Genomic DNA, 20,629 nt, shown 5'->3' with positions numbered 1-20,629 from the left:
CGTCTCTCAGAGGGCGTCGGGGCCGCGTTCGCCGGTCCGTACCCGGACCGCCGTGTCGACCGGAACGCTCCATACCTTGCCGTCACCGATCTTGCCGGTTCGGGCGGCCTTGACCACTACCTCGATGAGCTCTTCGGCGTCGCTGTCCTCGACCAGTACCTCGATACGGATCTTCGGAACGAGGTCGACGGTGTACTCCGCACCCCGGTAGACCTCGGTGTGACCGCGCTGCCGGCCGTACCCGCTGGCCTCCGTGACCGTGAGCCCCTGGATCCCGAAGGCCTGGAGGGCCTCCTTGATCTCGTCGAGCCGGTGTGGCTTCACGACTGCGGTGATGAGCTTCATGCGTCCACCTTCTTGTTCGTCGCCGCTCCGGCGATGTCGGCCGGGACGCTACTACGGCCCGAGGGAGAGCCGCCCAGCGCACTGAAGTCATAGGCCGACTCCGCGTGGAAGGCCATGTCGACGCCGCTCGTCTCGTCGTCCTCGGACGCCCGGAAGCCGATCGTCTTGTCGACGAGCTTGGCGAGGATCCAGGTGACGACGAAGGAGTAGGCCATCACCGAGAAGGCTCCGACGGCCTGCTTGCCGAGCTGGTCGAGACCGCCGACGCCGTTGATGGCGAGGACGCCCACGAGCAGGGTGCCGATCAGACCGCCGACGAGGTGGACACCGACGACGTCCAGCGAGTCGTCGTAGCCGAGCTTGTACTTGAGGCTGACGGCCCAGGAGCAGATCGCACCGGCCACGACGCCGATGAGCAGCGCGCCGAACGGGTTGACCGCCGCGCCGGACGGCGTGATGGCGACCAGGCCGGCGACGGCGCCGGAAGCGGCGCCCAGGGTGGTGAACGCACCGTGGCGGATGCGCTCGTAGGCGAGCCAGCCGATCATCGCGGCGGCGGTGGCGATCTGGGTGTTGAACGCCATGATCGCGGCGGTGCCGTTGGCGGCCAGGGCCGAGCCGGCGTTGAAGCCGAACCAGCCGAACCACAGCAGTCCGGCGCCGAGCACGACGAGCGGCAGGCTGTGCGGGCGCATCGGGTCCTTCTTGAATCCAATGCGTTTGCCGACGACCAGGACCGCGGCGAGTCCGCCGACACCGGCGTTGATGTGGACCGCCGTACCACCGGCGAAGTCGATCACGCCCAGCTTGAAGAGCCAGCCGTCGGACTGCCACACCCAGTGGGCGATCGGGAAATACACCACGCTGACCCACAGCGCGATGAACAGGGTCCAGGAACTGAATTTCACGCGGTCGGCGAGTGCGCCGCTCATCAGCGCCGGGGTGATCACGGCGAACATCAGCTGGAACAGGGCGAAGGCGAAGACGGGAATGCCTTCCTTGCCACCGGTCAGCGTGTCGGCCGTGATGCCCTTCAGCCCGATGTGGTCGAAGTTGCCGAGCAGCCCCCCGCCGATGTCGTCGCCGAACGTCAGTGAGTACCCGTACAGGACCCACAGCACGCTGACGACGGCGAGCGCGCTCATCGACATCATGAGCATGTTGAGGGCGCTCTTCACCCGCACCATGCCGCCGTAGAAGAATGCCAGGCCGGGCGTCATCAGCATGACGAGCGCGGCACTGATCAATACGAATGCGGTATCTGCGCCATTCAAGGCCAGCGTCTCCTCGGAAGTCGGAACGGCCCGTGCGGATGCTCAGGGGGGTCTGGGCCGACTGTGCTGAGGAGATTGGCGCAGCGCCGTTTCAGTCAGTGCCGCTGGATGTTTCACAGCAGTGACGAAGACGTCCTGCATGTTACGTACCGATGAACCGCGGGACATCGCAAACCGGCCGTGGCCGTCACCCTGCTGACCTCGCGGCGGGGGAGCCGTGTCGGGCTGTACGGGGTGACGGCCGCGGCCGGAGTCCGGGTGCCACTCAGACCGCCTCGGCGGACTCGGGCAGTTGGGTGGAGAGCCGGTCGGTGAGGTAGGCGATCTCGGCGACGTCGCCGAAGTCCCGCGCGGCGGTGTCGACGGTCTTGCGCAGCCGGTTGTTGACCCGCTCCGACCGCACCTTCTTCGCCGCGTCCAGGGCGGTCTGGGCCAGGGCCGCCGACTCCTCGGGCTCTCGCTTGAGGAGGTGCACGGTCGCCATGCCGATGAGGTTGAGCGCGTACGACCGCTGGTGCTCCCGGTCGTGCTCGAAGAGCTCGACGGCGCGCCTCATGACGGGCTCGGCGAGGGAGGCGTACGTCGGGCTGCGGCCGGCGACATAGGCCAGATCACGGTACGAATGGGCGTTCTCGCCGTTCAGCTCGGCCTCGGAGAAGAACCGGATCCAGTCGGGCTCGGGTTCGCCGTCCAGGCCCACGTCGGAGAAGGTGTCCTCGGCCATCCGGACGGCTCGTTTGCACTTGCTCGGCTGGCCCATATTCGCGTACGCCCGCGCCTCCATCGCATACAGCATCGCCTGCGTCCTGGAGGTGGCGCAGTCGCGGCTGCCGTACTGAGCGAGGTGGATCAGTTCCAGCGCGTCGTCGGGCCGGCCCAGATGGATCATCTGACGGCTCATCGAGGACAGGATGTACGAGCCGAGCGGCTTGTCCCCCGCCTCCTTGGCGGCGTGCAGCGCGAGGACAAAATACTTCTGGGCGTTGGGCTGGAGTCCCACGTCGTAGCTCATCCAGCCGGCCAGCTCGGCCAGTTCGGCGGCGCACCGGAACAGCCGCCGGGCCGTCTCCTGTGGCTGCGGCTCCTGGAGCAGGTCGGTCACCTCGTGCAGCTGCCCGACGACCGCCTTGCGCCGCAGCCCGCCGCCGCACTGCGCGTCCCACTGCCGGAACATGGCCGTGGTCGACTCCAGCAGGTCCAGCTCCGCCCGCGAGAGCCGGGACGGGCGGGGGCCCAGGTCCTCCCCGCCCTCCCGGACGGGGCGCTCCCGCTCGACGGCCGGCGTGGGCACCAGCCAGCGCTGCATGGGCTCGACGAGGGACGGTCCCGCCGCCAGCGCCAGCGAGGAGCCGAGGAAGCCGCGCCGCGCCAGCATCAGGTCGCTGCGCGAGAACTCGCTGAGCAGCGACACGGTCTGCGGTCCCGCCCAGGGCAGGTCGACGCCGGACACCGAGGGTGACTGGTGCGCGGAGCGCAGGCCGAGGTCCTCGACGGCGACGACGGTGCCGAAACGCTCCGAGAACAGCTCGGACAGGATGCGCGGAATGGGCTCGCGCGGCTGCTCTCCGTCGAGCCAGCGCCGTACCCGCGAGGTGTCCGTGCTGATGTGATGGGCGCCCATCTCGCGGGCCCTGCGGTTGACTTGACGTGCGAGTTCGCCCTTCGACCAGCCGCTTCGCACAAACCACGAGCCCAGCCGCCCGTTCGGGCTCTTGCCTGAATTCGTGCCGCTTGCGCCGCTGCCGCCCACTGGTACGCCCCCATCCGCTCAAGCCCTGTCACGCGAACCGCTATCAGAATGCCGTGAGTTGTGGCTCCCTGTCCGGAGGTTGCCCCCCTTCGAACAGGAAACCGAGTTGCCCCGGGCATACCCGTGGTCGCACTTTCCTCCGGGGTCTGTGTACCGAAAGTAATCCTACGATCACCCGTCCGGCGAGGGTGATTCCAGAAACGCCACCATTCGCCACCCCTTCGAATGAACTCGCCCACGGCCGGTCGCGATTCACTTGACAGACGACGATCAGGAACGGGTGAAGCGGTGTGCGCCGGGGCGCGTACGGCGGGCCGCACCACCCCCAGTGCTCCCGTACGCCGCCGGAAGCGACCCGACGAACACAGAGGGTCACGGGCAGACTGCGAGTCGTAACCACCGGCGCACTCGACCCGTTGGAGGGGGTATGGGCTTCACGATCGGCGGCACGCGCCGCCGCGGCCGCGGCACCACGGAGTGCACGGCGGTGGCGGAGTACACGGGACTCTGGGGCTGGGACGTCGCCCTCGGCTCGCCCGACGGGCCGGGCGACGAGGTGCCGGCGGGCGCGACGCTGGCCGACGTCACCAAGGTGTGGTCCGAGTCCCCGGGAGCACCGGTCCTGCTGCCGGTCGGCCGCAGCTTCGACGTCATCGACGTGTCGGCCACGGCCGGCTCCCGGGCCCTGGTCCGCCTGGAGCGGATGGGACTGCCCCTGGGCCCGGTCCTGGCGACCCCCTGCGGGCGCGCGTACTTCTTCGTGGCGCCCGGGGCGGCGGCCGAACTGCCCCAGCTGCTCTACCGCATGGGCTGGGACGACGCGGGCCTGGACCTGCGCTGCCAGGGCTCGGGCCACGTACCGGCCCCGCCCACCGAGATCCCGGGCCGCGGCCCGGTCCGCTGGCTGCGCCCGCCGTCGCTGGACACCGGGGCGACCCCACCCCAGGCAAGACTGCTCCTGGGAACACTGGCGTACATCTGCCACCGCTCAGCCGCCTGAGGCGGCGCGGACCACCCTGTCCCCGCACGCGCTTCGCGCGTATGTCCTCAATCGCCGGACGGGCTTGAAATGCCGACCTGAACGCGTGAGCTGCCCGACGCGGCCTGCCTGCGCAACCCCACCGACGCGAGGGGGCCGGGGCCGCAGGAGGCATGTGTCCGGACGTAAAGCGTGATTTGTGGCGCACACGCCCCGCACGCGAAGAGCCGAGCCGCACGCGCCGTAAATCATGCAGTCCGGACACGTGCCTCCGGAGGCCCCGGCCCCCGCACCACGACGAACCAAGCCCGTCCGGCGCTTGAGGACATCAGTAACCGCAACGCACCGCGCAGCGCTACGCGCTAGTCGCCGATCAACGCGTCCACGAACGCCCCCGCCTCGAACGGCGCCAGGTCGTCCGCGCCCTCGCCCAGGCCCACCAGCTTCACCGGTACGCCCAGCTCCCGCTGGACCGCGATCACGATGCCGCCCTTCGCGGTGCCGTCCAGCTTGGTCAGCACGATCCCGGTGATGTCCACGACCTCCGCGAACACCCGCGCCTGGACCAGCCCGTTCTGGCCGGTCGTCGCGTCCAGCACCAGCAGCACCTCGTCCAGCGGCCCGTGCTTCTCCACGACCCGCTTGACCTTGCCCAGCTCGTCCATCAGCCCGGTCTTGGTGTGCAGCCGCCCGGCGGTGTCGATGAGCACCACGTCGGCGCCCTCCGCGATGCCCTCCTTGACCGCGTCGAAGGCCACCGACGCGGGGTCGCCGCCCTCGGGTCCCCGTACCGTACGGGCCCCGACCCGCTGCCCCCACGTCTGGAGCTGGTCCGCCGCCGCCGCGCGGAACGTGTCCGCCGCGCCGAGCACGACCGACTTCCCGTCCGCGACCAGCACCCGCGCCAGCTTGCCCGTGGTGGTGGTCTTGCCGGTGCCGTTGACCCCGACGACCATCACGACGGCCGGGGTGTCCAGGACACTCTCGGTCCTGACCGTCCGGTCGAAGTCCTCCCGGTCCGCGCCGACGTCCAGCAGCGCCACCAGCTCCTCGCGCAGCAGCGTGCGCAGCTCACCGGGCGTCCGGGTGCCCAGCACCCGCACGCGCTCCCGGAGCCGTCCGACCAGCTCCTGGGTGGGCGCGACACCGACGTCCGCCGTGAGCAGCGTCTCCTCGATCTCGTCCCAGGTGTCGTCGTCCAGGTGCTCGCGCGACAGGAGCGTGAGCAGCCCCTTGCCGAGGGAGTTCTGCGAGCGGGAGAGCCGCGCGCGGAGCCGGACCAGCCGGCCGGCGGTCGGCTCGGGGATCTCGATCTCGACGGCGGGCGGCGCGCCGACCACCGGGTCCTCGACGGCGACCGGCGTCCCCGTGACGTCCGAGGCGTCCGGGAGACCGACCTCCTCGATGGTGCGGCGCGGTTCGTCGCGCGGCGTCTCCGCCTCATCACCGACGTGTGGCTCGGCGGGCGGAGCTGTGAGGGTCGGCGAGCTCGACGGCGCCCGGGGCGGCAGCTGCTTCTTCTTACGGCTGCCGACCACGAGCCCGCTGATCGCGCCGACCGCGACCAGGGCGATGACTACAACAAGGATGACGATTTCCATAACGCTCCCAGTATCGGCCACGACCGCGCCGCTCCCCGGTTCCGGAGGGTCACATACAGAACACGGTCGCGATTTGGCCTTTTTGTGATGAACGTACAAGATTGGTCTTCTGGGCCGTTTGCCCGGACTCCGCTCACCGGCCTCCGCTCACCCGGAGCCCCACCTCTGTACGGAGCCCCCCATGCCCCACGCCTCCGCTTCCGAAGGCGCGTCCGCGCCCGAGGGCGCGCTGGAGACCCGCGGTCTGGAGCCCGTCCCCGACGAGGCCCGCACCGGCCGGGTCCGTGAACTCTTCCCCACCTGGGTCGCCGCCAACATCAGCGTGCTGCTGCTCACACTGGGCGCGGGCCTGATCGTCTTCAACGGCCTGAACCTCTGGCAGGTGCTGATCGTCGGGTGCGTGGCGCCCGCCGTGTCGTACGGCTTGGTCGGGCTGATCTCGCTGGCCGGAAAGCGCGGTGGTTCACCGGGCATGGCGCTCTCCCGGGCGGTCTTCGGGCGGCGCGGGAACCTCTTCCCCGGCTCCCTCATCTGGGTCGCCCGCTGGGGCTGGGAGACGATCAACGCGGTCACCGGCGCCTACGCGGTCCTGACGGTCCTCGACCTGCTCTTCGGCGTCAGATCCAGCACCCCCCTGATCGTGGTGACACTGCTGTTCTTCGTCGCCGGTACCTTCCTCGTCTCGGGCCTGGGCATCAAGGCTCTGCGGGTGTGCAGCAGGTGGGCGGCGTATCTCTTCGGCGCGTTCAGCGCGCTGGTGCTGGTGTATCTGATCGGGCACACGGACTGGTCGGCGGTCTTCTCGCGGCCCGCCGGGTCGACGGCGGCGATGATCGCCGGCATCGGCACCCTCGCGGCCGGCGGCCTCAGCTGGGCCCCCACGGGGCCCGACTTCACCCGCTACCTGCCCCGCTCCACCTCGGGCCGGGCCATGGTCGGCCGGACGATCGGCGGGGCGGCCGTCGTGGTGCTGCCCCTGGTGGTGATGGGCGCGGTGATGGCGGTCGGCACGCCCGGCCTGGCGCACGCCCGCGACCCGGTCTCCTTCATCGGCGGGCTGCTGCCGGCCTGGATCGCCGTGCCGTACCTGCTGATGGCGCTGGTCGGCATGGTGCTGATCAACGCGATGTCGATGTACTCGGCGGGCTTCACCGCGCAGACCCTGGGCATCAGGGTGCCGCGTGCCTGGGCCGTCAGCGTGAACGCGGTGATCAGCCTGGTCCTCGGCTTCCTGCTCATGGTGGTGGCGACCAGCTTCCTCGGCTCGTTCGTCTCATTCCTCACCCTGCTCGCGGTGGCCTTCTCGGCGTGGATCGGCGTCTTCGGCACGGACATGCTGCGCCGCCGTACGTACGACGCGGCGGGGCTGATGGACGCGACCCCCTCCGGCGCGTACTGGTACCGCCGCGGCTTCGCGCCCTCGGCGCTGGTGGCGTGGGCCGCCGCGCTGGTGGCCGGGCTGCTGTTCACGGACGTCGAGTGGTTCTCCGGGCCGCTCGCGTCCACCTGGATCGGCGCGAACGGGCTCGGCTGGGTGGCGACGACCGTGGTGGCGGCGGCGCTGTACACGGTCCTGCCCCGCGCCCGTACCCGTACCAGCGCCGGCACGCGTACCAGCGCCGGCGCCCAGAAGGCCGACACGCCCGAGGACGCGCCCTACCCCATCTCCTCCAGTGTCTTGCCCTTGGTCTCCTTGACGAAGATCAGCACGAAGGGCAGCGACAGCGCCGCGAAACAGGCGTAGATGATGTACGTCCCCGAGAGGCTCCAGTCCGCGGAGAGGCTCGGGAAGCTCGCGGTGATGGCGTAGTTGGCGATCCACTGCGCCGAGGCCGCGACGCCCAGCGCCGCTGCCCGGATCTTGTTGGGGAACATCTCGCCGAGGAAGACCCAGACGACGACCCCCCAGGACAGCGCGAAGAAGAGCACGAAGACATGCGCCGCGACCAGGGCCGTCGTGCCCTCGGTGGTGGGGAGCTTGCCGTTCACGAGGTGGGCGGAGAACGCCCAGGCCTCGAAGGCCAGGGCGACCGTCATGCCGCAGGATCCGACGATCGCCAGCGGCTTGCGGCCCACCCGGTCCACCAGCGAGATCGCGATGATCGTGCCGATGATGTTCACGATCGAGGTCGTGAAGGAGTAGAGGAACGAGCTGGACGGGTTGATCCCGACGGACTGCCAGAGCGTCGCCGAGTAGTAGAAGGCGACGTTGATGCCGACCAGCTGCTGGAAGGCCGACAGTCCGATGCCGACCCACACGATGGGCAGGAAGTTACGGCCGTTGAGCAGGTCCCTGAAGGTCGACTTGTGCTCCCGGCGCATCGCCAGCTCGATCTCCCCGGCCCGCGCGTCCAGGTCGACGTTGTTGTCCTCGACCGAGGCGAGCACCCTCTTCGCCTCCACCTCCCGGCCCACGGAGATCAGGTAGCGGGGCGACTCGGGGATCGTGAAGGACAGCACGCCGTACGAGATCGCCGGGACGACCATCACCCCGAGCATCCACTGCCACGCCTCAAGACCGGCGAGGTTTCCGCGCTGGTCGCCGTCGGCGAGCTGGAGGATGCCGTAGTTCACCAGCTGCGAGATGGCGATGCCGAGCACGATGGCGCCCTGCTGGAAGGAGCCGAACCGGCCCCGGTACGCGGCGGGCGACACCTCCGCGATGTACGCGGGGCCGATCACCGAGGCCATCCCGATCGCGAAGCCACCGATGACCCGCCACACCGCGAGGTCGTAGATGTCGAAGGGCAGGGCGGAGCCGACCGCGCTGATCGTGAACAGGACCGAGGAGATCCGCATGCAGAGGAGGCGGCCGATCCGGTCGGCGATCCGGCCGGCGGTGGCCGCGCCGATCGCGGACCCGAGCAGGGCGACGGCGACGACCTGGGCGAGCGGCAGCGAACCGATGTTGTAGCGGCCGCGGATGCCCTGGACGGCGCCGTTGATCACGGAGCTGTCGTAGCCGAAGAGGAATCCGCCCATCGCCGCGGCCGTCGTGATGTAGATGACGTGGCGGAGGTGGTCAGGGCGGGGGGCGTTGCCGTCGGACGGCTGCACCTTCGTTGTGCTGGTCACGTGAACTCCTGGAGCCCCCGGCGTCGCCGGGTGTGGGGGGGCGATCCCCCACAGTGGCGCATAACGGGGCATCATTCCCCGCTGCAACACCCGCCGGTTGGGTGAAAACTCAACCGTCAGCGGAGCCGCTGGCTGATGACCTTGGAGACGCCGTCGCCCTGCATGGAGACGCCGTACAGCGCGTCCGCGACCTCCATCGTGCGTTTCTGATGGGTGATCACGATCAGCTGGGAGCTCTCCTGGAGTTCCTGCATGATGCGGATCAGCCGCTGGAGGTTGGTGTCGTCCAGGGCCGCCTCCACCTCGTCCATCACGTAGAACGGGCTGGGCCTGGCCTTGAAGATGGAGACCAGCAGGGCCACGGCGGTCAGGGAGCGTTCGCCGCCGGAGAGCAGGGAGAGCCGCTTGACCTTCTTGCCCGGCGGCCTGGCCTCGACGTCGACGCCGGTGGTGAGCATGTGGTCGGGGTCGGTGAGGATCAGCCGGCCCTCGCCGCCGGGGAAGAGCCGGGAGAACACGCCCTCGAACTCCCGTGCCGTGTCGCGGTACGCCTCGGTGAAGACCTGCTCGACCCGCTCGTCGACCTCCTTCACCACGAGGAGCAGGTCCGTCCGGGTCTTCTTGAGGTCTTCGAGCTGCTCGGAGAGGAACTGGTGGCGTTCCTCCAGCGCGGCGAACTCCTCCAGGGCGAGCGGGTTCACCTTCCCGAGCTGCTGGTACGCCCGCTCGGCCGCCTTGAGCCGCTTCTCCTGCTCGGCGCGGGCGTAGGGCCGCGGCCGGTTCCGGGGGTCTTCGGGATCGTCGGGCAGCGTCTCGCCCTCGGCGGGCGGGGACGGCGGTACGAGCTGGTCGGGGCCGTACTCCGCGACCAGCCCGGCCGGCTCTATGCCCAGCTCCTCCAGTGCCTTGGCCTCCAGCTGCTCGATGCGCATGCGCTTCTCGGCGCCGAGGACCTCGCCGCGGTGGACGGAGTCGGTCAGCTTGTCCAGCTCGGCCTTGAGGTCCCGGCCACGGGTGCGCTCGGTGACCAGCTCCCGCTCGCGCTCGGCCTTGGCCGCCTCGGCGGCGGCGCGTTCCGCCTCCGCGCGGACGACGGAGACCTCGACGTGCGCGAGCAGCTGGCGGGCGCCGGACGCGACGGCTCCGGCGACGCGGGCCTCGTGGCGCAGCCTCGCGCGGCGCTGCTCGGCGCGCGCCCGCGCCTCGCGCTCGGCGCGCGCCCCCCGGTCGAGGGCCTCCGCGCGGCCGGCGAGGCCCTTGACCCGTTCCTCGTGGGTACGGACCTGGAGGCGCGCCTCCATCTCGGTCTGGCGGGCGTTGGCCCCGTCGGCGGCGAGTCTGTCCCGTACGGAGGTGTCGGGCTCGTCCTCCGCGCCGTCCCCGGCCTCCTGGGCGACGAGGAGCCGTTCGGCCAGTTCCTCGGCCTCCTCGGTGGCGCGCTCCAGGGCGTCCTGGGCCTTGGCGGCGGCGGACGCGGTGCGCTCGGCCTCCCCTTCGGCGCCACGGGCCTGCCCGGAGAGGCGGCCGAGCTGTCCGGACACGGCGGACTTCGCGCGGTCGGCGGCGCGGCGGAGGTCGCCCAGCTCCTCGACGAGCGCGGCGCACTCGGCGCGGGTGGCGGTGGCTCCTGCCTGCGCCTCCGCCAGCTCCTCGCTGCGGACGTCCAGGTCGCGGAGGGCGGTGGCGGCCTCGTCCACGGAGGCCTGGACCTCCAGCAGGCTGGGCGCGCCCGCGGAGCCGCCGTGCGCGAAGTGCGCGCCGAGGAGGTCGCCGTCGGCGGTCACGGCGACGAGGCCGGGGGCGGCGGCGATCAGTTCCTCGGCGTCTTCGAGGGTGCCGACGACGACGATGTCCCGGACGAGATGGCTCACGGCGACCATGAGCTCGCGGGGCCCCCGCACGAGCTCGACAACGCGCCGCGCACGCGTGCCGCCGCCTTCGGCGGAAAGGATGTCCTCAATCGCCGGACGGGCTTGATCCGCACCCGCCGCGACAGAACCGTCGGCACCCCCTGCACGCGGGCCACCGCCTTCGGCGGAAAAGACGTCCTCAATCGCCGGACGGGCTTGATTGGCTCCCCTGCCCAGCGTTTCCGGCGATGGAGCCCTTTCAAGCCCGTCCGGCGATTGAGGACACAGCGGGGCCGCAGGCCTCGCAAGCTCGGACTCGGGGGCGTCCTCCGTGCTGGCCGCCTGGGCCGGGACCGTACCGTGCCCCGGCACGGGCACCACCGCGCCCGCCTGCGCCGGCACCCCGCCCACGGGCCCCGCCAGGAGCAGCGACGCCCGGCCCCCGTCCCGCGCCCGCAGCAAGCGGATCGCGTCCGCCGCCACCCCCGGCGTGGACACCGCGATCGCGTCCGCCGCCGCCCCCAGCGCCGCCGCCACCGGGATCTCGTGGCCCGGGGTCACCGTCAGCAGCTCGGCGGCCGGGCCGAGCAGGCCCGTGAGCTGGTCGCGGGCGGCGAGCAGCGCGCCGGAGCCGTCCTTGCGGCGCAGCCCCAGGGCGAGCGCGTCGTGGCGCGCCGCGACCGCCGCGCGTTCGCGGTCCGTGGCCGTCGCGGCCTCCCGCGCCACGCTCAGCGCCGCTTCCGCCCCGGCCAGCGCCTCCCGGGCCGCCGCGTACCGCTCCGCCAGCTCCTCGTCCTCGGCGTCCAGCCCGTCGACCTCGGCCTTGAGCTGTTCGTACTCCTCCCGCGCCGCCGCCGCCCGCTCCCCCGCCGCGTCCCTCGCCTCCGCCAGCCGCCCGATCTCGGCCTGCGCGGACGCGGCCCGCCCCCGCGCCGCGTTGACCTGCCCCGCCAGCCGCGCCAGCCCCTCGCGCCGGTCCGCGATCGCCCGCGCCACGTCCTTGAGGCGGCGTTCCTCCACCGCCAGCGCCCGCTCCAGCTCCGAGCGGTGCGCCACGGTGTCCTCCAGCGCGTGCTCGGCCGCCTCCAGCGCGGCCTCCAGCTCCGCCTCCTGCTCGCGGATCCTGGCGGCCTCCCGCTCCATGTCCTCGGGCTCACGCCCGCGCCGGTCGTCCGTGGGCGGCGCGGTCGCGCTCTTCACCCGCGCGTCGGCCAGCGAGATCGTGCCCCGTACCCGCTCCGCCAGCTGGGACAGCTCGTACCAGGTCTGCTGGGCCCGCTGGAGCCGGGGCGCGAGGCGCCGTACCTCGTCCTCCAGCTCGGTCTCCCGCGTCAGCGCCGCCTTGAGCCGCCCTTCGGCCTCCTCCTTGCGCTGCTTCAGCTCGGCCTCGTCCGCGATCTCCGTACGCAGCGCCTCGCGCAGCCGTACGAGATCGTCGGCCAGCAGCCGCAGCCGGGCGTCGCGCAGGTCGGCCTGGATGACGGCCGCCCGCCGGGCCACCGCCGCCTGCCGCCCGAGCGGCTTGAGCTGGCGGCGCAGCTCGTCGGTGAGGTCCTGCACGCGTGCCAGGTTCGCCTGCATCGAATCCAGTTTCCGCAGCGCCTTCTCCTTGCGCTTGCGGTGTTTGAGTACGCCCGCCGCCTCCTCGATGAAGGCCCGGCGGCCCATCGGATCGGCGTGCAGGACGGAATCGAGCTGGCCCTGTCCGACGATCACGTGCATCTCACGGCCGATACCGGAGTCGGAGAGGAGTTCCTGGATGTCGAGAAGCCGGCAGGTGTCCCCGTTGAGCTGGTATTCGCTGCCGCCGTTACGGAACATGATCCGCGTAATGGTGACTTCCGCGTAGTCGATGGGCAGCGCGCCGTCGGAGTTGTCGATCGTGAGCGAGACCTCGGCGCGGCCGAGCGGTGGCCGCCCGGTCGTCCCGGCGAAGATCACGTCCTCCATCTTTCCGCCGCGCAGCGATTTCGCTCCCTGTTCGCCCATGACCCAGGACAGCGCGTCCACGACGTTCGATTTACCGGAGCCATTCGGGCCCACCACACAGGTGATGCCCGGCTCGAAGCGCAGTGTCGTGGCGGACGCGAAGGATTTGAACCCGCGCAGGGTCATGGCCTTGAGGTGCACGCCGCCGGACTTTACCCCGCTCCCGTCGCCGTCCGGCGGTTTCGCCGCCGAACGCGCAGGGCACATCAGACCTTAGGAAAGGGCGTCGTACGGTCAACCTCGCTGTGTACAGCGGAAGATGGAAAGAAAGAAGGGACGCCGAAGCGTCCCTTGCATATCTTGCTGAATGGTGCCGAATCTGCGTGAGTGTGACTCACCTGGCCCCGACGGGGGCTGTCATCAGGTGAGCGCAGGCTCCCCCTGGTGTACCTCGATGTCCATGTTCTCGAACAACGAGTCTCCAGGGTGCTGTGCAACGGCGGCGTTCAACGCGTCGTTCTCGGACTGGATCCGTACGAGCTCGGATTCGAGGTCCTGGACGCGCTGCTGAAGCCGTCGCATCTCGGCGAGGAGTCGCGGGTCGGAACCGCCGACGTAACCGAGAAGCGCCTTTGCCATGATGGATGGTCCTCCACACTGAGTGACCGACCGTATGCGGTTGGGTCATAGGGGAAATCGCACCCGCGATGCCTGACAGTGCTTGCTCCACTGCGGTTCTTACTGCCAAACAGCTAAGGTGCGCGGGGATTCCAGGGTCTCACCAAAAAGTTTGACGGTCAACACGATCACCGCCCGTGCAGGCCGTCGGCCCGGGGGGCACGGCCGCTGGAACGCGGCACCGCCTCACCCACGGGCCCCTGCGGGCGTGGAGATCTTCGTTAATCGCGCAGCCTCGCACGGCGGGGCCATTTTTGGCAACCACCAGGTCAATGCTGACGTCGGCGGGTGCCGCGGGCATACGTCGGCCGCCCGGCCGGTGCCCGGGACGCCCTCCCGGACGGCCGGCTCAGCGGATCGCGAAGGTCTCGTAGCCACCGCGCGCTGTGCCCCATATCTCCGTCACACCGTCGACCCGTCCGGGTGTGTCGTCCGAGCGCAGCCACTCCAGGAGGCCGTGGCACTTCTCACGCGCCCCTTCCGCCACCACCTGCACCCGGCCGTCGTCGAGGTTGAGGGCAAATCCGGTCAGCCCGCCGATCTCCAGCGCGTTCGCCCTGGTGAACCAGCGGAAGCCCACTCCCTGTACTCGCCCGCGGACCCACGCGGTGAGCCGTACGTCGTCATTCACGGCCACACGCTATCCCCGGCAATCGGCCGTACGACACGGCGGCCCCGGACGCCATGGGCTACAGTCCGGTCACAATGAGCCTCACTCGTAAGGGTGAGGCACGTTGCTATCAAGATCATGTCGAGAGCATGAGGAAGGCACAGTCGATGGGACGCCATTCGCGCTCCGCCGCCGTACCCGCCGCTGTTGACTACGCGGACGTCACGGCAGGCAGGCACCGGGGTGGTGCACGCCGGAAGCGGCGGGTCGCCGCCCCCGTGAGGACCGGACTGCTCGGCGCCTCGGCGGCCATGGCCGTCGGCGCGGTGGCGGTGGCCTCGGGTCTGCTGCCCGGCGGTGACCAGTACAACGTAGGCGGTGGGCCGACCGGTGAGCAGGTACGCACCGAGGGCGCCCCGGAGCTGCTGGAGCAGGGCGGCGCCTCCGCCGAGCCCACGGAATTCCCGTCCGCCTCCGTCTCCGCCTCGCCCTCCACACCGGGCCGGGTGCCGACCACCCCGGCCAAGAAGCCCGCCGCCACCCCGTCGAAGCCGTCGGCCGACGCGTCGAAGAAGGCGAAGGCCCCGGTCACCCGGGCGCCCGGGACGAAGAAGACCGAGGCCCCCGCGCGGCAGGCCCCGGAGCCCGAGCAGACGACCCGGCGCGCGGCGGAGAGCCAGGGGCAGGGGCCCGTGGCGGCGTCCGCCGCGACCGCCGTCCTCTCCCTGGTGAACGAGGAGCGGGCGAAAGCCGGGTGCTCCCCGGTCAAGGCCGACGCCTCGCTGGCCGGGCTGGCGCAGGACTTCAGCGAGGACATGGCCGCGCGCGGCTTCTTCGACCACACGGACCCCGACGGGAAGAGTCCCTGGGACCGCGCGGACCAGGCCGGGGTGCAGAAGCTCGGCGGCGAGAACATAGCCAGGGGTCAGGCCGACGCCCAGGCGGTGATGGACTCGTGGATGAACAGCGAGGGCCACCGCGCGAACATACTGAACTGCGACTACACCCGGTTGGGCGTAGGGGTGCACACCGCCACGGGCGGCCCGTGGTGGACCCAGGACTTCGGGTTCTGACAGAACCACCCGCACAGAACCACCCGCACAGAACGACCTGCGCAGAACGGCCTACACCGCCGCACGCGGCGGGCGCTGGCAGTGCGGGCAGAAATAGCTGGAGCGGTTCATCCACGGCCTGCGCCGGATGGGGGTGCCGCAGCGCCGGCACGGCTCGCCCTCCCGCCCGTACGCGTCCAGCGACCGGTCGAAGTAACCCGATTCGCCGTTCACGTTGACGTACAGGCTGTCGAAGCTGGTGCCGCCGACCGCGAGCGCCCCGTTCATCACGTCCCGCGCATGGCCGAGCAGCTCGACGGCGCGCGGCCGGGGCAGGGTCGCGGTGGGGCGTTCGTAGTGGAGCTTGGCGCGCCAGAGCGCCTCGTCCGCGTAGATGTTGCCGACGCCGCTGATCAGTGACTGGTCCAGGAGCGCGCGCTTGACGGTCGTACGGCGCAGGCGCAGCGCCCGGTAGAACGCGTCGTCGTCGAAGGCCGGGTCCAGGGGGTCCCTGGCGATGTGCGCGATGACGTCGGGCAGGCCGTCGGGAGAGTTGTCGTGCAGGGAGAGCCCGCCGAAGGTGCGCTGGTCGACGAAGCGCAGTTCGGTGCCGAGGGAGTCGGCGAACCGGATCCGGATCCGCAGGTGTTTCTCGTCGGGCGTGGTCTCCGGCTGGACGAGGAGCTGACCGCTCATGCCGAGGTGGCCGAGGATCGAGGCGTCGGTGTCGGCGAGCGGGAGCCAGAGGTATTTGCCGCGCCGGCGGGCCGTGCCGATGGTGTGGCCCTTGATGCGGGCCGCGAAGTCCTCGCCGCCGGCGAGGTGGCGCCGTACCGCGCGCGGATGCAGTACGTCGGTCTCGGCAACGGTCCGGCCGCTGACCCAGCGCTCCAGACCGCGCCGTACCACTTCGACCTCGGGCAGCTCGGGCACGGGGACTCCTCGCGGACAGCGGGACGGGACAGGCCGGACAGGACAGGAGCGGAACGGGCGACGCCCCTCACGCCGGGGTGCGGCGCGAGGGGCGTACCAGGAAGGACCGTACGGCTGACCGTACCGCCGGTCAGGCCTTGGCCGCGTCCGCGGAAGCGGGATCGGCCGGGACCACGGCGTCGGGATCGATGCCGTGCCCGGAGCCGGAGCCCGAGCCGTTGTCGGAAGCCGGGCCGTTGTCGGAGCCGGACGGCGCCACGTCCCCGGGAACAACCCCCGGGGTCTCCGGGGCCGGGTCGGCCCCTTCGATGTGCACGACGTTCTTCTCCGCCGCCGCCCGTTCGTCCGCCACGGCCCTGATCGACCGCCACGCGGACTCCGCCGCCTGCTGTTCCGCTTCCTTCTTGCTGCGGCCGGTGCCGGTGCCGTACGAGACACCACCGACGCGGGCGGCAGCAGTGAAGGTCTTTTCGTGATCGGGGCCGGTTTCCGTGACGAGATACTCGGGAACCCCGAGACTCTCCGCCGCGGTGAGCTCCTGGAGACTGGTCTTCCAGTCCAGGCCGGCTCCGAGGTTGGAGGACTTCTCGATGAGCGGGTCGAAGAGCCGGTGCACCAGCTCCGAGGCCGCGTCGAGACCCTGGTCGAGATAGACGGCGCCGATCACCGCTTCAAGGGTGTCGGCGAGGATGGAAGCCTTGTCCCGGCCACCCGTGCCCTCTTCGCCCCGGCCGAGCCGGATGAAGGAGCCGAGTTCCAGGCCGCGGCCCACTTCCGCCAGCGCACGCGAGTTGACCACCGCGGCCCGCAATTTGGCCAGCTGGCCTTCAGGCAGGTCGGGATGGGTGCGGTACAGCGTGTCCGTGACCACCAGGCCGAGCACCGAATCCCCGAGGAATTCGAGCCGCTCGTTGGTGGGCAGACCGCCGTTCTCGTACGCGAACGAACGATGGGTCAGCGCACGCACCAGAAGGGCGGACTCCAGCTGATAGCCGAGCCGCCCTTCCAGAAGCGTGGGGGACGAGGCCGTACTGACGTTGTCTGCCTGCTTCTTGGCAGTGGACAGTTCAGACATCGTGCCTCTCACCAGCCGCTCAGACCTCGAGGACCTGGCGCTTGTTGTACGTGCCACAGCTCGGGCACGCGATGTGCTGGAGCTTCGGCTCCTGGCAGCGCTCGCACGACACCAGGGTGGGGACCGCAGCCTTCCACTGCGACCGGCGGTGGCGCGTGTTGCTGCGCGACATCTTCCGCTTCGGAACAGCCACGGCTACTTCTCCTGCTTCTCGTCGACGCCAGCTGCGGCGCCGCCCATGTTGTCCTTCTCGCCGTCCTTGACGGTTTCGGCGAGTCCCTGCAATGCCGCCCAACGGATGTCGACGGCGTCGTGGTGGTGACCGGGATTCTCGTCCAGCCTGATCCCGCATTCGGAACACAGGCCGGCGCAGGTCTCCCGGCACACCGGCTGCATCGGCAGTGCGAGCACCACCGCATCACGCAGCACAGGTTCGAGGTCGAACAGTCCGTCCTCGATGAACAGCGTGTCCTCGTCGTCCTCGGCGTCGTCGCCGGGCTCCGCACGGGTGCGGCCCCGGTCATCGGCGTCGTGGTACGAGAACAGCTCCTGGAAATCCGCCTCGACCTGTTGGCCCAGCGGCTCCAGACACCTTACGCACTCCCCCTCGGCCGTCGCACGGGCGGTGCCGGTGACGAGCACGCCCTCCATGACGGATTCGATACGGAGAGTGAGGTCCACCGGGCCGCCCTCGGGCGTTCCGATGACTCCCCCGATGCCGAAGTCCTTGGGTGCGGGGACCGTCCTGGTCAGCTTCCTGAGCGCACCAGGACGCCGCCCCAGCTCGTGTGTGTCGAACACGAGGGGGTCGCGGTGGTCGAGGCGCGCGTTCAGGGCTGTTCCAACTTTCGGATCGTGGAGGGGCCGCCACAGTGTCGCGGAAACGAAGAGGGCGGCGGGGGCCGCGGACATACACGCGACCGAAGAGCCAGGGTACTGGACCGGCCGCCGTAGGCCCAATCCGGGCCCGCCGGGACCCGCGGCACCGGCCGGCCCCCGGGTGCCCCGGTGTGCCTCAGCGGCCCTGTTCGTACCGGCGCAGCTGGTCGAGGTCGATCATGCTGGTGTCGAAGAGGCTGGTCTCGTCCAGGGCGCCCTGCTGGTCGGGTTGCGGCCGGCCGGGCTGGTGCTGAGGGACGGGCGGCTGCTGGTCGGTGGGCTGCTGCCAGCCGTAGTTCGGGTCGTAGCCCTGGGCCTGGCCCTGCTCCTGGCCGTATCCCTGCGTGACCGGGGGCTGCTGGTACGCGTACGGGTCCTGCTGGTAGCCGCCGCCGTAGGTGTCCTGCTGGCCGTATCCCGCGTACGCCTGGTCGGTGTACGCGGGGTCCTGGTAGCCGGTGTCCTGGTACGCGGCGGCCGGCTGCCCGTAGGCGGGGTCCACGTACGGCTGCTGGGCGGGGATCTGGGGCAGCTGCGCGGCCTGGGCCGCCTCCTGCCCGGGGGGCTGCTCGCGCGGCACCTCGGCGAGGTCCGCCCAGTGGTCGGCGTCGCTGGTCTGCATCTGGGGGCCCGCCGCGTCCTGGGCGGCGATGTGCGCGGCCAGCTCGTCGATCTCGGTCCTGCCCAGCAGTTTCTGCCGACCGCGGCCGACGGCTTCGAGGGTCTTGGAGAGGACCGCCTCGAAGGCGCCGATCTTGGCGTCCACGTACTCGTCGGCGCGCCTGATCAGGGTCTCCGGGTCGGCGCTGTACTCGGGGGCGTCGTCGGCGTCGTCGCCCTCGGAGCCGTACCCCTGCTCACCGCGCCCCGGATCGCGGCCCAGCAACTTCTCGCGGCCGCGGTCGACGGACCCGATGGTCTTGGTGAGGACCACCTCGAAGTTGGCGAGCTTGGAGTCGACGTAGTCGTCGGCCTCGGCCTTGACCTCCGCGGCGTCCCTGCGGGCCTCGGAGAGGATCCGGTCGGCCTCCTCCTGGGCGCGGCGGGCGACCGCCGTGTCGGAGATGAGGGTGGTGCGTTCCGCGTGGGCGGCGCCGATGATCCGGTCGGCCTCCTGGCGGGCCTGGGCGGCGAGCTGTTCGTGGCCGCCGAGCAGTTCCTGGGCCTGGGCCAGCGAGCCGGGGAGCGCGTCGCGCACCTCTTCCAGCATCGCGAGCAGCTCGGCGCGGTTCACCACGCAGGACGCCGACATGGGCATGGAGCGGGCACTGCCCACCGTGTCGACGATCTCGTCGAGCTTCTTCTGCACGTCCACCGTGTGCTCGCCACTCTCTCAGCTGGTTTGGAGACGGACGCAACGACTGTACGGCCAGTGGGAGCCGGTCCGACACCGGATGACGGGCTGTCAGCCCGTCAGGACGTGCCGAGGCGTGCGGCGAGGGCCCGGCGGACGGCCGGGGGGATCAGGTGCGAGACGTCTCCGCCCCAGGTCGCGACCTCTTTGACCAGAGAGGAGGAGAGGAAGCTGTACACGGGGTTGGTGGGGACGAACAGAGTCTCGACACCCGAAAGGCCGTGATTCATCTGGGCCATCTGGAGTTCGTAGTCGAAGTCGCTGACCGCGCGCAGGCCCTTGACGATGGCGGGGATGTCGCGCTGCTTGCAGAAGTCGACGAGCAGGCCGTGGAAGGCCTCGACCTCCACGTTGCCGAATTCTGAGGTGACCTCGCGGATCAGGTCGATCCGCTCGTCGATCGTGAACAGCCCTTTTTTGGACTTGTTGATCATGACCGCCACGTGCACGACGTCGTACAGCTTGGAGGCGCGGGCGATGATGTCGAGGTGTCCATTGGTGATGGGGTCGAAGGACCCCGGACAGACGGCGCGGCGCAACTGAATTCCCTCGCTCTCCGGTCCGGTCATGGTGCGTCTTCGCACGTAGAGGCGGCGCGACCGTACCAAAACGTTCCCTCGCCGTAGCGACGGGACCGCAGGGGGTCGAATCCCTGGGGCCAGCCGAACTCCCCGCCTCTGGTGCTGCGTTCCACGGTGGCGACGGCGTCGTCCGTGAGCCAGCCCTGAGTGCGGAGTGTGAGGAGGATCTCCCGAAGATCGTCATCGGTGACGGCGTACGGCGGATCGAGGAAGACCAGGTCGTACGGAGCGTCGGGGGCGGGTCCCGTGACGATTTGCTCGGCCTTGCCGGTACGGACCTCGGCACCGGGCAGGCCCAGCGTCCTGACGTTCTCCCGGACGGTCCTGGCGGCGCGCGGGTCGGACTCGACGAGCAGGGCGTGCACGGCGCCCCGGGAGAGGGCTTCCAGCCCGATCGCGCCCGATCCCGCGTAGAGGTCGGCGATCCGGACGCCGTCGAGGGTGCCGAGGAGCGATCCCCAGCTGGAGAAGAGCCCCTCGCGCGCCCGGTCGGAGGTGGGGCGGGTGCCGGTGCCGGGCGGGACGGCCAGCCGGCGTCCGCCGGCGGAACCGGCGATCACGCGGGTCATGGGTGTCGCGAACCTCGGTTTTCCTGGGTAGGGAGCGGGCAGGGCCGCGGGTGCGGCGGGTGCTGCTCTCACGATATGGCGTACGGCCCGGCGGG

General features: G+C 70.7%; 18 protein-coding genes. 3 read left to right on the top strand and 15 right to left on the bottom strand.

Annotated features, from left to right (window positions below):
- Positions 1-6: 6 nt before the first annotated feature.
- The 3 genes from ACIO1C_RS28310 to ACIO1C_RS28300 all read right to left on the bottom strand — a co-directional run bounded on the left by ACIO1C_RS28310 (position 7) and on the right by ACIO1C_RS28300 (position 3,369).
- A complete protein-coding gene (locus tag ACIO1C_RS28310; RefSeq protein WP_167026465.1) occupies positions 7-345 on the bottom strand; it encodes a P-II family nitrogen regulator in 339 nt (112 codons plus the stop codon).
- Positions 342-1,619 (bottom strand): ammonium transporter, encoded by a 1,278-nt coding sequence (locus ACIO1C_RS28305; RefSeq protein ID WP_327234281.1) that lies wholly within the window; start codon positions 1,617-1,619, stop codon positions 342-344. The genes ACIO1C_RS28310 and ACIO1C_RS28305 overlap by 4 nt, the downstream gene beginning before the upstream one ends.
- Before the next feature lie 265 nt (positions 1,620-1,884).
- Positions 1,885-3,369, bottom strand: coding sequence for a hypothetical protein (locus tag ACIO1C_RS28300; RefSeq protein ID WP_401868444.1), 1,485 nt, complete (start codon positions 3,367-3,369; stop codon positions 1,885-1,887).
- A gap of 427 nt (positions 3,370-3,796) precedes the next feature.
- Here ACIO1C_RS28300 and ACIO1C_RS28295 point away from each other — a divergent pair, with 427 nt between their 5' ends.
- Positions 3,797-4,369, top strand: a complete 573-nt coding sequence (locus tag ACIO1C_RS28295) for a bifunctional DNA primase/polymerase (RefSeq protein WP_401868442.1) — start codon at positions 3,797-3,799, stop codon at positions 4,367-4,369.
- A 341-nt stretch (positions 4,370-4,710) separates the two neighbouring features.
- Here ACIO1C_RS28295 and ftsY read toward each other — a convergent pair whose 3' ends face one another.
- A complete protein-coding gene (ftsY, locus tag ACIO1C_RS28290; RefSeq protein ID WP_401868439.1) occupies positions 4,711-5,949 on the bottom strand; it encodes a signal recognition particle-docking protein FtsY in 1,239 nt (412 codons plus the stop codon).
- 181 nt (positions 5,950-6,130) lie between these two features.
- Here ftsY and ACIO1C_RS28285 point away from each other — a divergent pair, with 181 nt between their 5' ends.
- Positions 6,131-7,693: a purine-cytosine permease family protein gene (locus ACIO1C_RS28285; RefSeq protein WP_401868436.1), complete on the top strand. Its 1,563-nt coding sequence runs from the start codon at positions 6,131-6,133 to the stop codon at positions 7,691-7,693.
- Here the strand turns inward: ACIO1C_RS28285 and ACIO1C_RS28280 are convergent.
- The 4 genes from ACIO1C_RS28280 to ACIO1C_RS28265 all read right to left on the bottom strand — a co-directional run bounded on the left by ACIO1C_RS28280 (position 7,606) and on the right by ACIO1C_RS28265 (position 14,112).
- The gene (locus ACIO1C_RS28280; protein ID WP_401868433.1) at positions 7,606-9,024 is read right to left on the bottom strand and encodes a sugar porter family MFS transporter; all 1,419 of its coding nucleotides are present in this window, start codon (positions 9,022-9,024) and stop codon (positions 7,606-7,608) included. The genes ACIO1C_RS28285 and ACIO1C_RS28280 overlap by 88 nt on opposite strands.
- Before the next feature lie 116 nt (positions 9,025-9,140).
- Positions 9,141-13,004 carry an AAA family ATPase gene (locus tag ACIO1C_RS28275; protein ID WP_401868431.1) on the bottom strand — a complete coding sequence of 1,288 codons (3,864 nt, stop codon included), beginning with the start codon at positions 13,002-13,004 and terminating at the stop codon, positions 9,141-9,143.
- Between the two features lie 219 nt (positions 13,005-13,223).
- On the bottom strand, positions 13,224-13,442 hold the full coding sequence (locus ACIO1C_RS28270; protein WP_401868428.1) for a hypothetical protein: 219 nt from the start codon (positions 13,440-13,442) through the stop codon (positions 13,224-13,226).
- 388 nt (positions 13,443-13,830) lie between these two features.
- Positions 13,831-14,112, bottom strand: a complete 282-nt coding sequence (locus ACIO1C_RS28265; protein ID WP_401868426.1) for an acylphosphatase — start codon at positions 14,110-14,112, stop codon at positions 13,831-13,833.
- A 146-nt stretch (positions 14,113-14,258) separates the two neighbouring features.
- Between ACIO1C_RS28265 and ACIO1C_RS28260 the strand changes: the two genes are divergently transcribed.
- Positions 14,259-15,164, top strand: coding sequence for a CAP domain-containing protein (locus ACIO1C_RS28260; RefSeq protein WP_401868423.1), 906 nt, complete (start codon positions 14,259-14,261; stop codon positions 15,162-15,164).
- A 51-nt stretch (positions 15,165-15,215) separates the two neighbouring features.
- Here ACIO1C_RS28260 and mutM read toward each other — a convergent pair whose 3' ends face one another.
- The 7 genes from mutM to rsmD all read right to left on the bottom strand — a co-directional run bounded on the left by mutM (position 15,216) and on the right by rsmD (position 20,534).
- Entirely contained in the window at positions 15,216-16,076 is an 861-nt protein-coding gene (gene mutM, locus ACIO1C_RS28255; RefSeq protein ID WP_401868420.1) for a bifunctional DNA-formamidopyrimidine glycosylase/DNA-(apurinic or apyrimidinic site) lyase, read from the bottom strand.
- 130 nt (positions 16,077-16,206) lie between these two features.
- Positions 16,207-17,151, bottom strand: a complete 945-nt coding sequence (gene rnc / locus ACIO1C_RS28250; RefSeq protein ID WP_401868417.1) for a ribonuclease III — start codon at positions 17,149-17,151, stop codon at positions 16,207-16,209.
- A gap of 19 nt (positions 17,152-17,170) precedes the next feature.
- Positions 17,171-17,344 (bottom strand): 50S ribosomal protein L32, encoded by a 174-nt coding sequence (gene rpmF / locus ACIO1C_RS28245; RefSeq protein ID WP_003965982.1) that lies wholly within the window; start codon positions 17,342-17,344, stop codon positions 17,171-17,173.
- 2 nt (positions 17,345-17,346) lie between these two features.
- On the bottom strand, positions 17,347-17,985 hold the full coding sequence (locus ACIO1C_RS28240; RefSeq protein WP_401868702.1) for a YceD family protein: 639 nt from the start codon (positions 17,983-17,985) through the stop codon (positions 17,347-17,349).
- 181 nt (positions 17,986-18,166) lie between these two features.
- The gene (locus ACIO1C_RS28235; RefSeq protein ID WP_401868414.1) at positions 18,167-19,345 is read right to left on the bottom strand and encodes a cell division initiation protein; all 1,179 of its coding nucleotides are present in this window, start codon (positions 19,343-19,345) and stop codon (positions 18,167-18,169) included.
- 98 nt (positions 19,346-19,443) lie between these two features.
- Positions 19,444-19,923, bottom strand: a complete 480-nt coding sequence (gene coaD / locus ACIO1C_RS28230) for a pantetheine-phosphate adenylyltransferase (protein ID WP_401868699.1) — start codon at positions 19,921-19,923, stop codon at positions 19,444-19,446.
- 26 nt (positions 19,924-19,949) lie between these two features.
- Complete coding sequence (rsmD, locus tag ACIO1C_RS28225; RefSeq protein WP_401868412.1) at positions 19,950-20,534, bottom strand: 16S rRNA (guanine(966)-N(2))-methyltransferase RsmD; 585 nt, start codon at positions 20,532-20,534, stop codon at positions 19,950-19,952.
- Positions 20,535-20,629: the final 95 nt, after the last annotated feature.

The sequence above is a fragment of the Streptomyces sp. NPDC087420 genome, assembly GCF_044744165.1.
Taxonomy (GTDB): domain Bacteria; phylum Actinomycetota; class Actinomycetes; order Streptomycetales; family Streptomycetaceae; genus Streptomyces.
The sequence above is the reverse complement of the archived record's forward strand: the minus strand, read 5'-3'. Positions and strand labels throughout refer to the sequence as shown.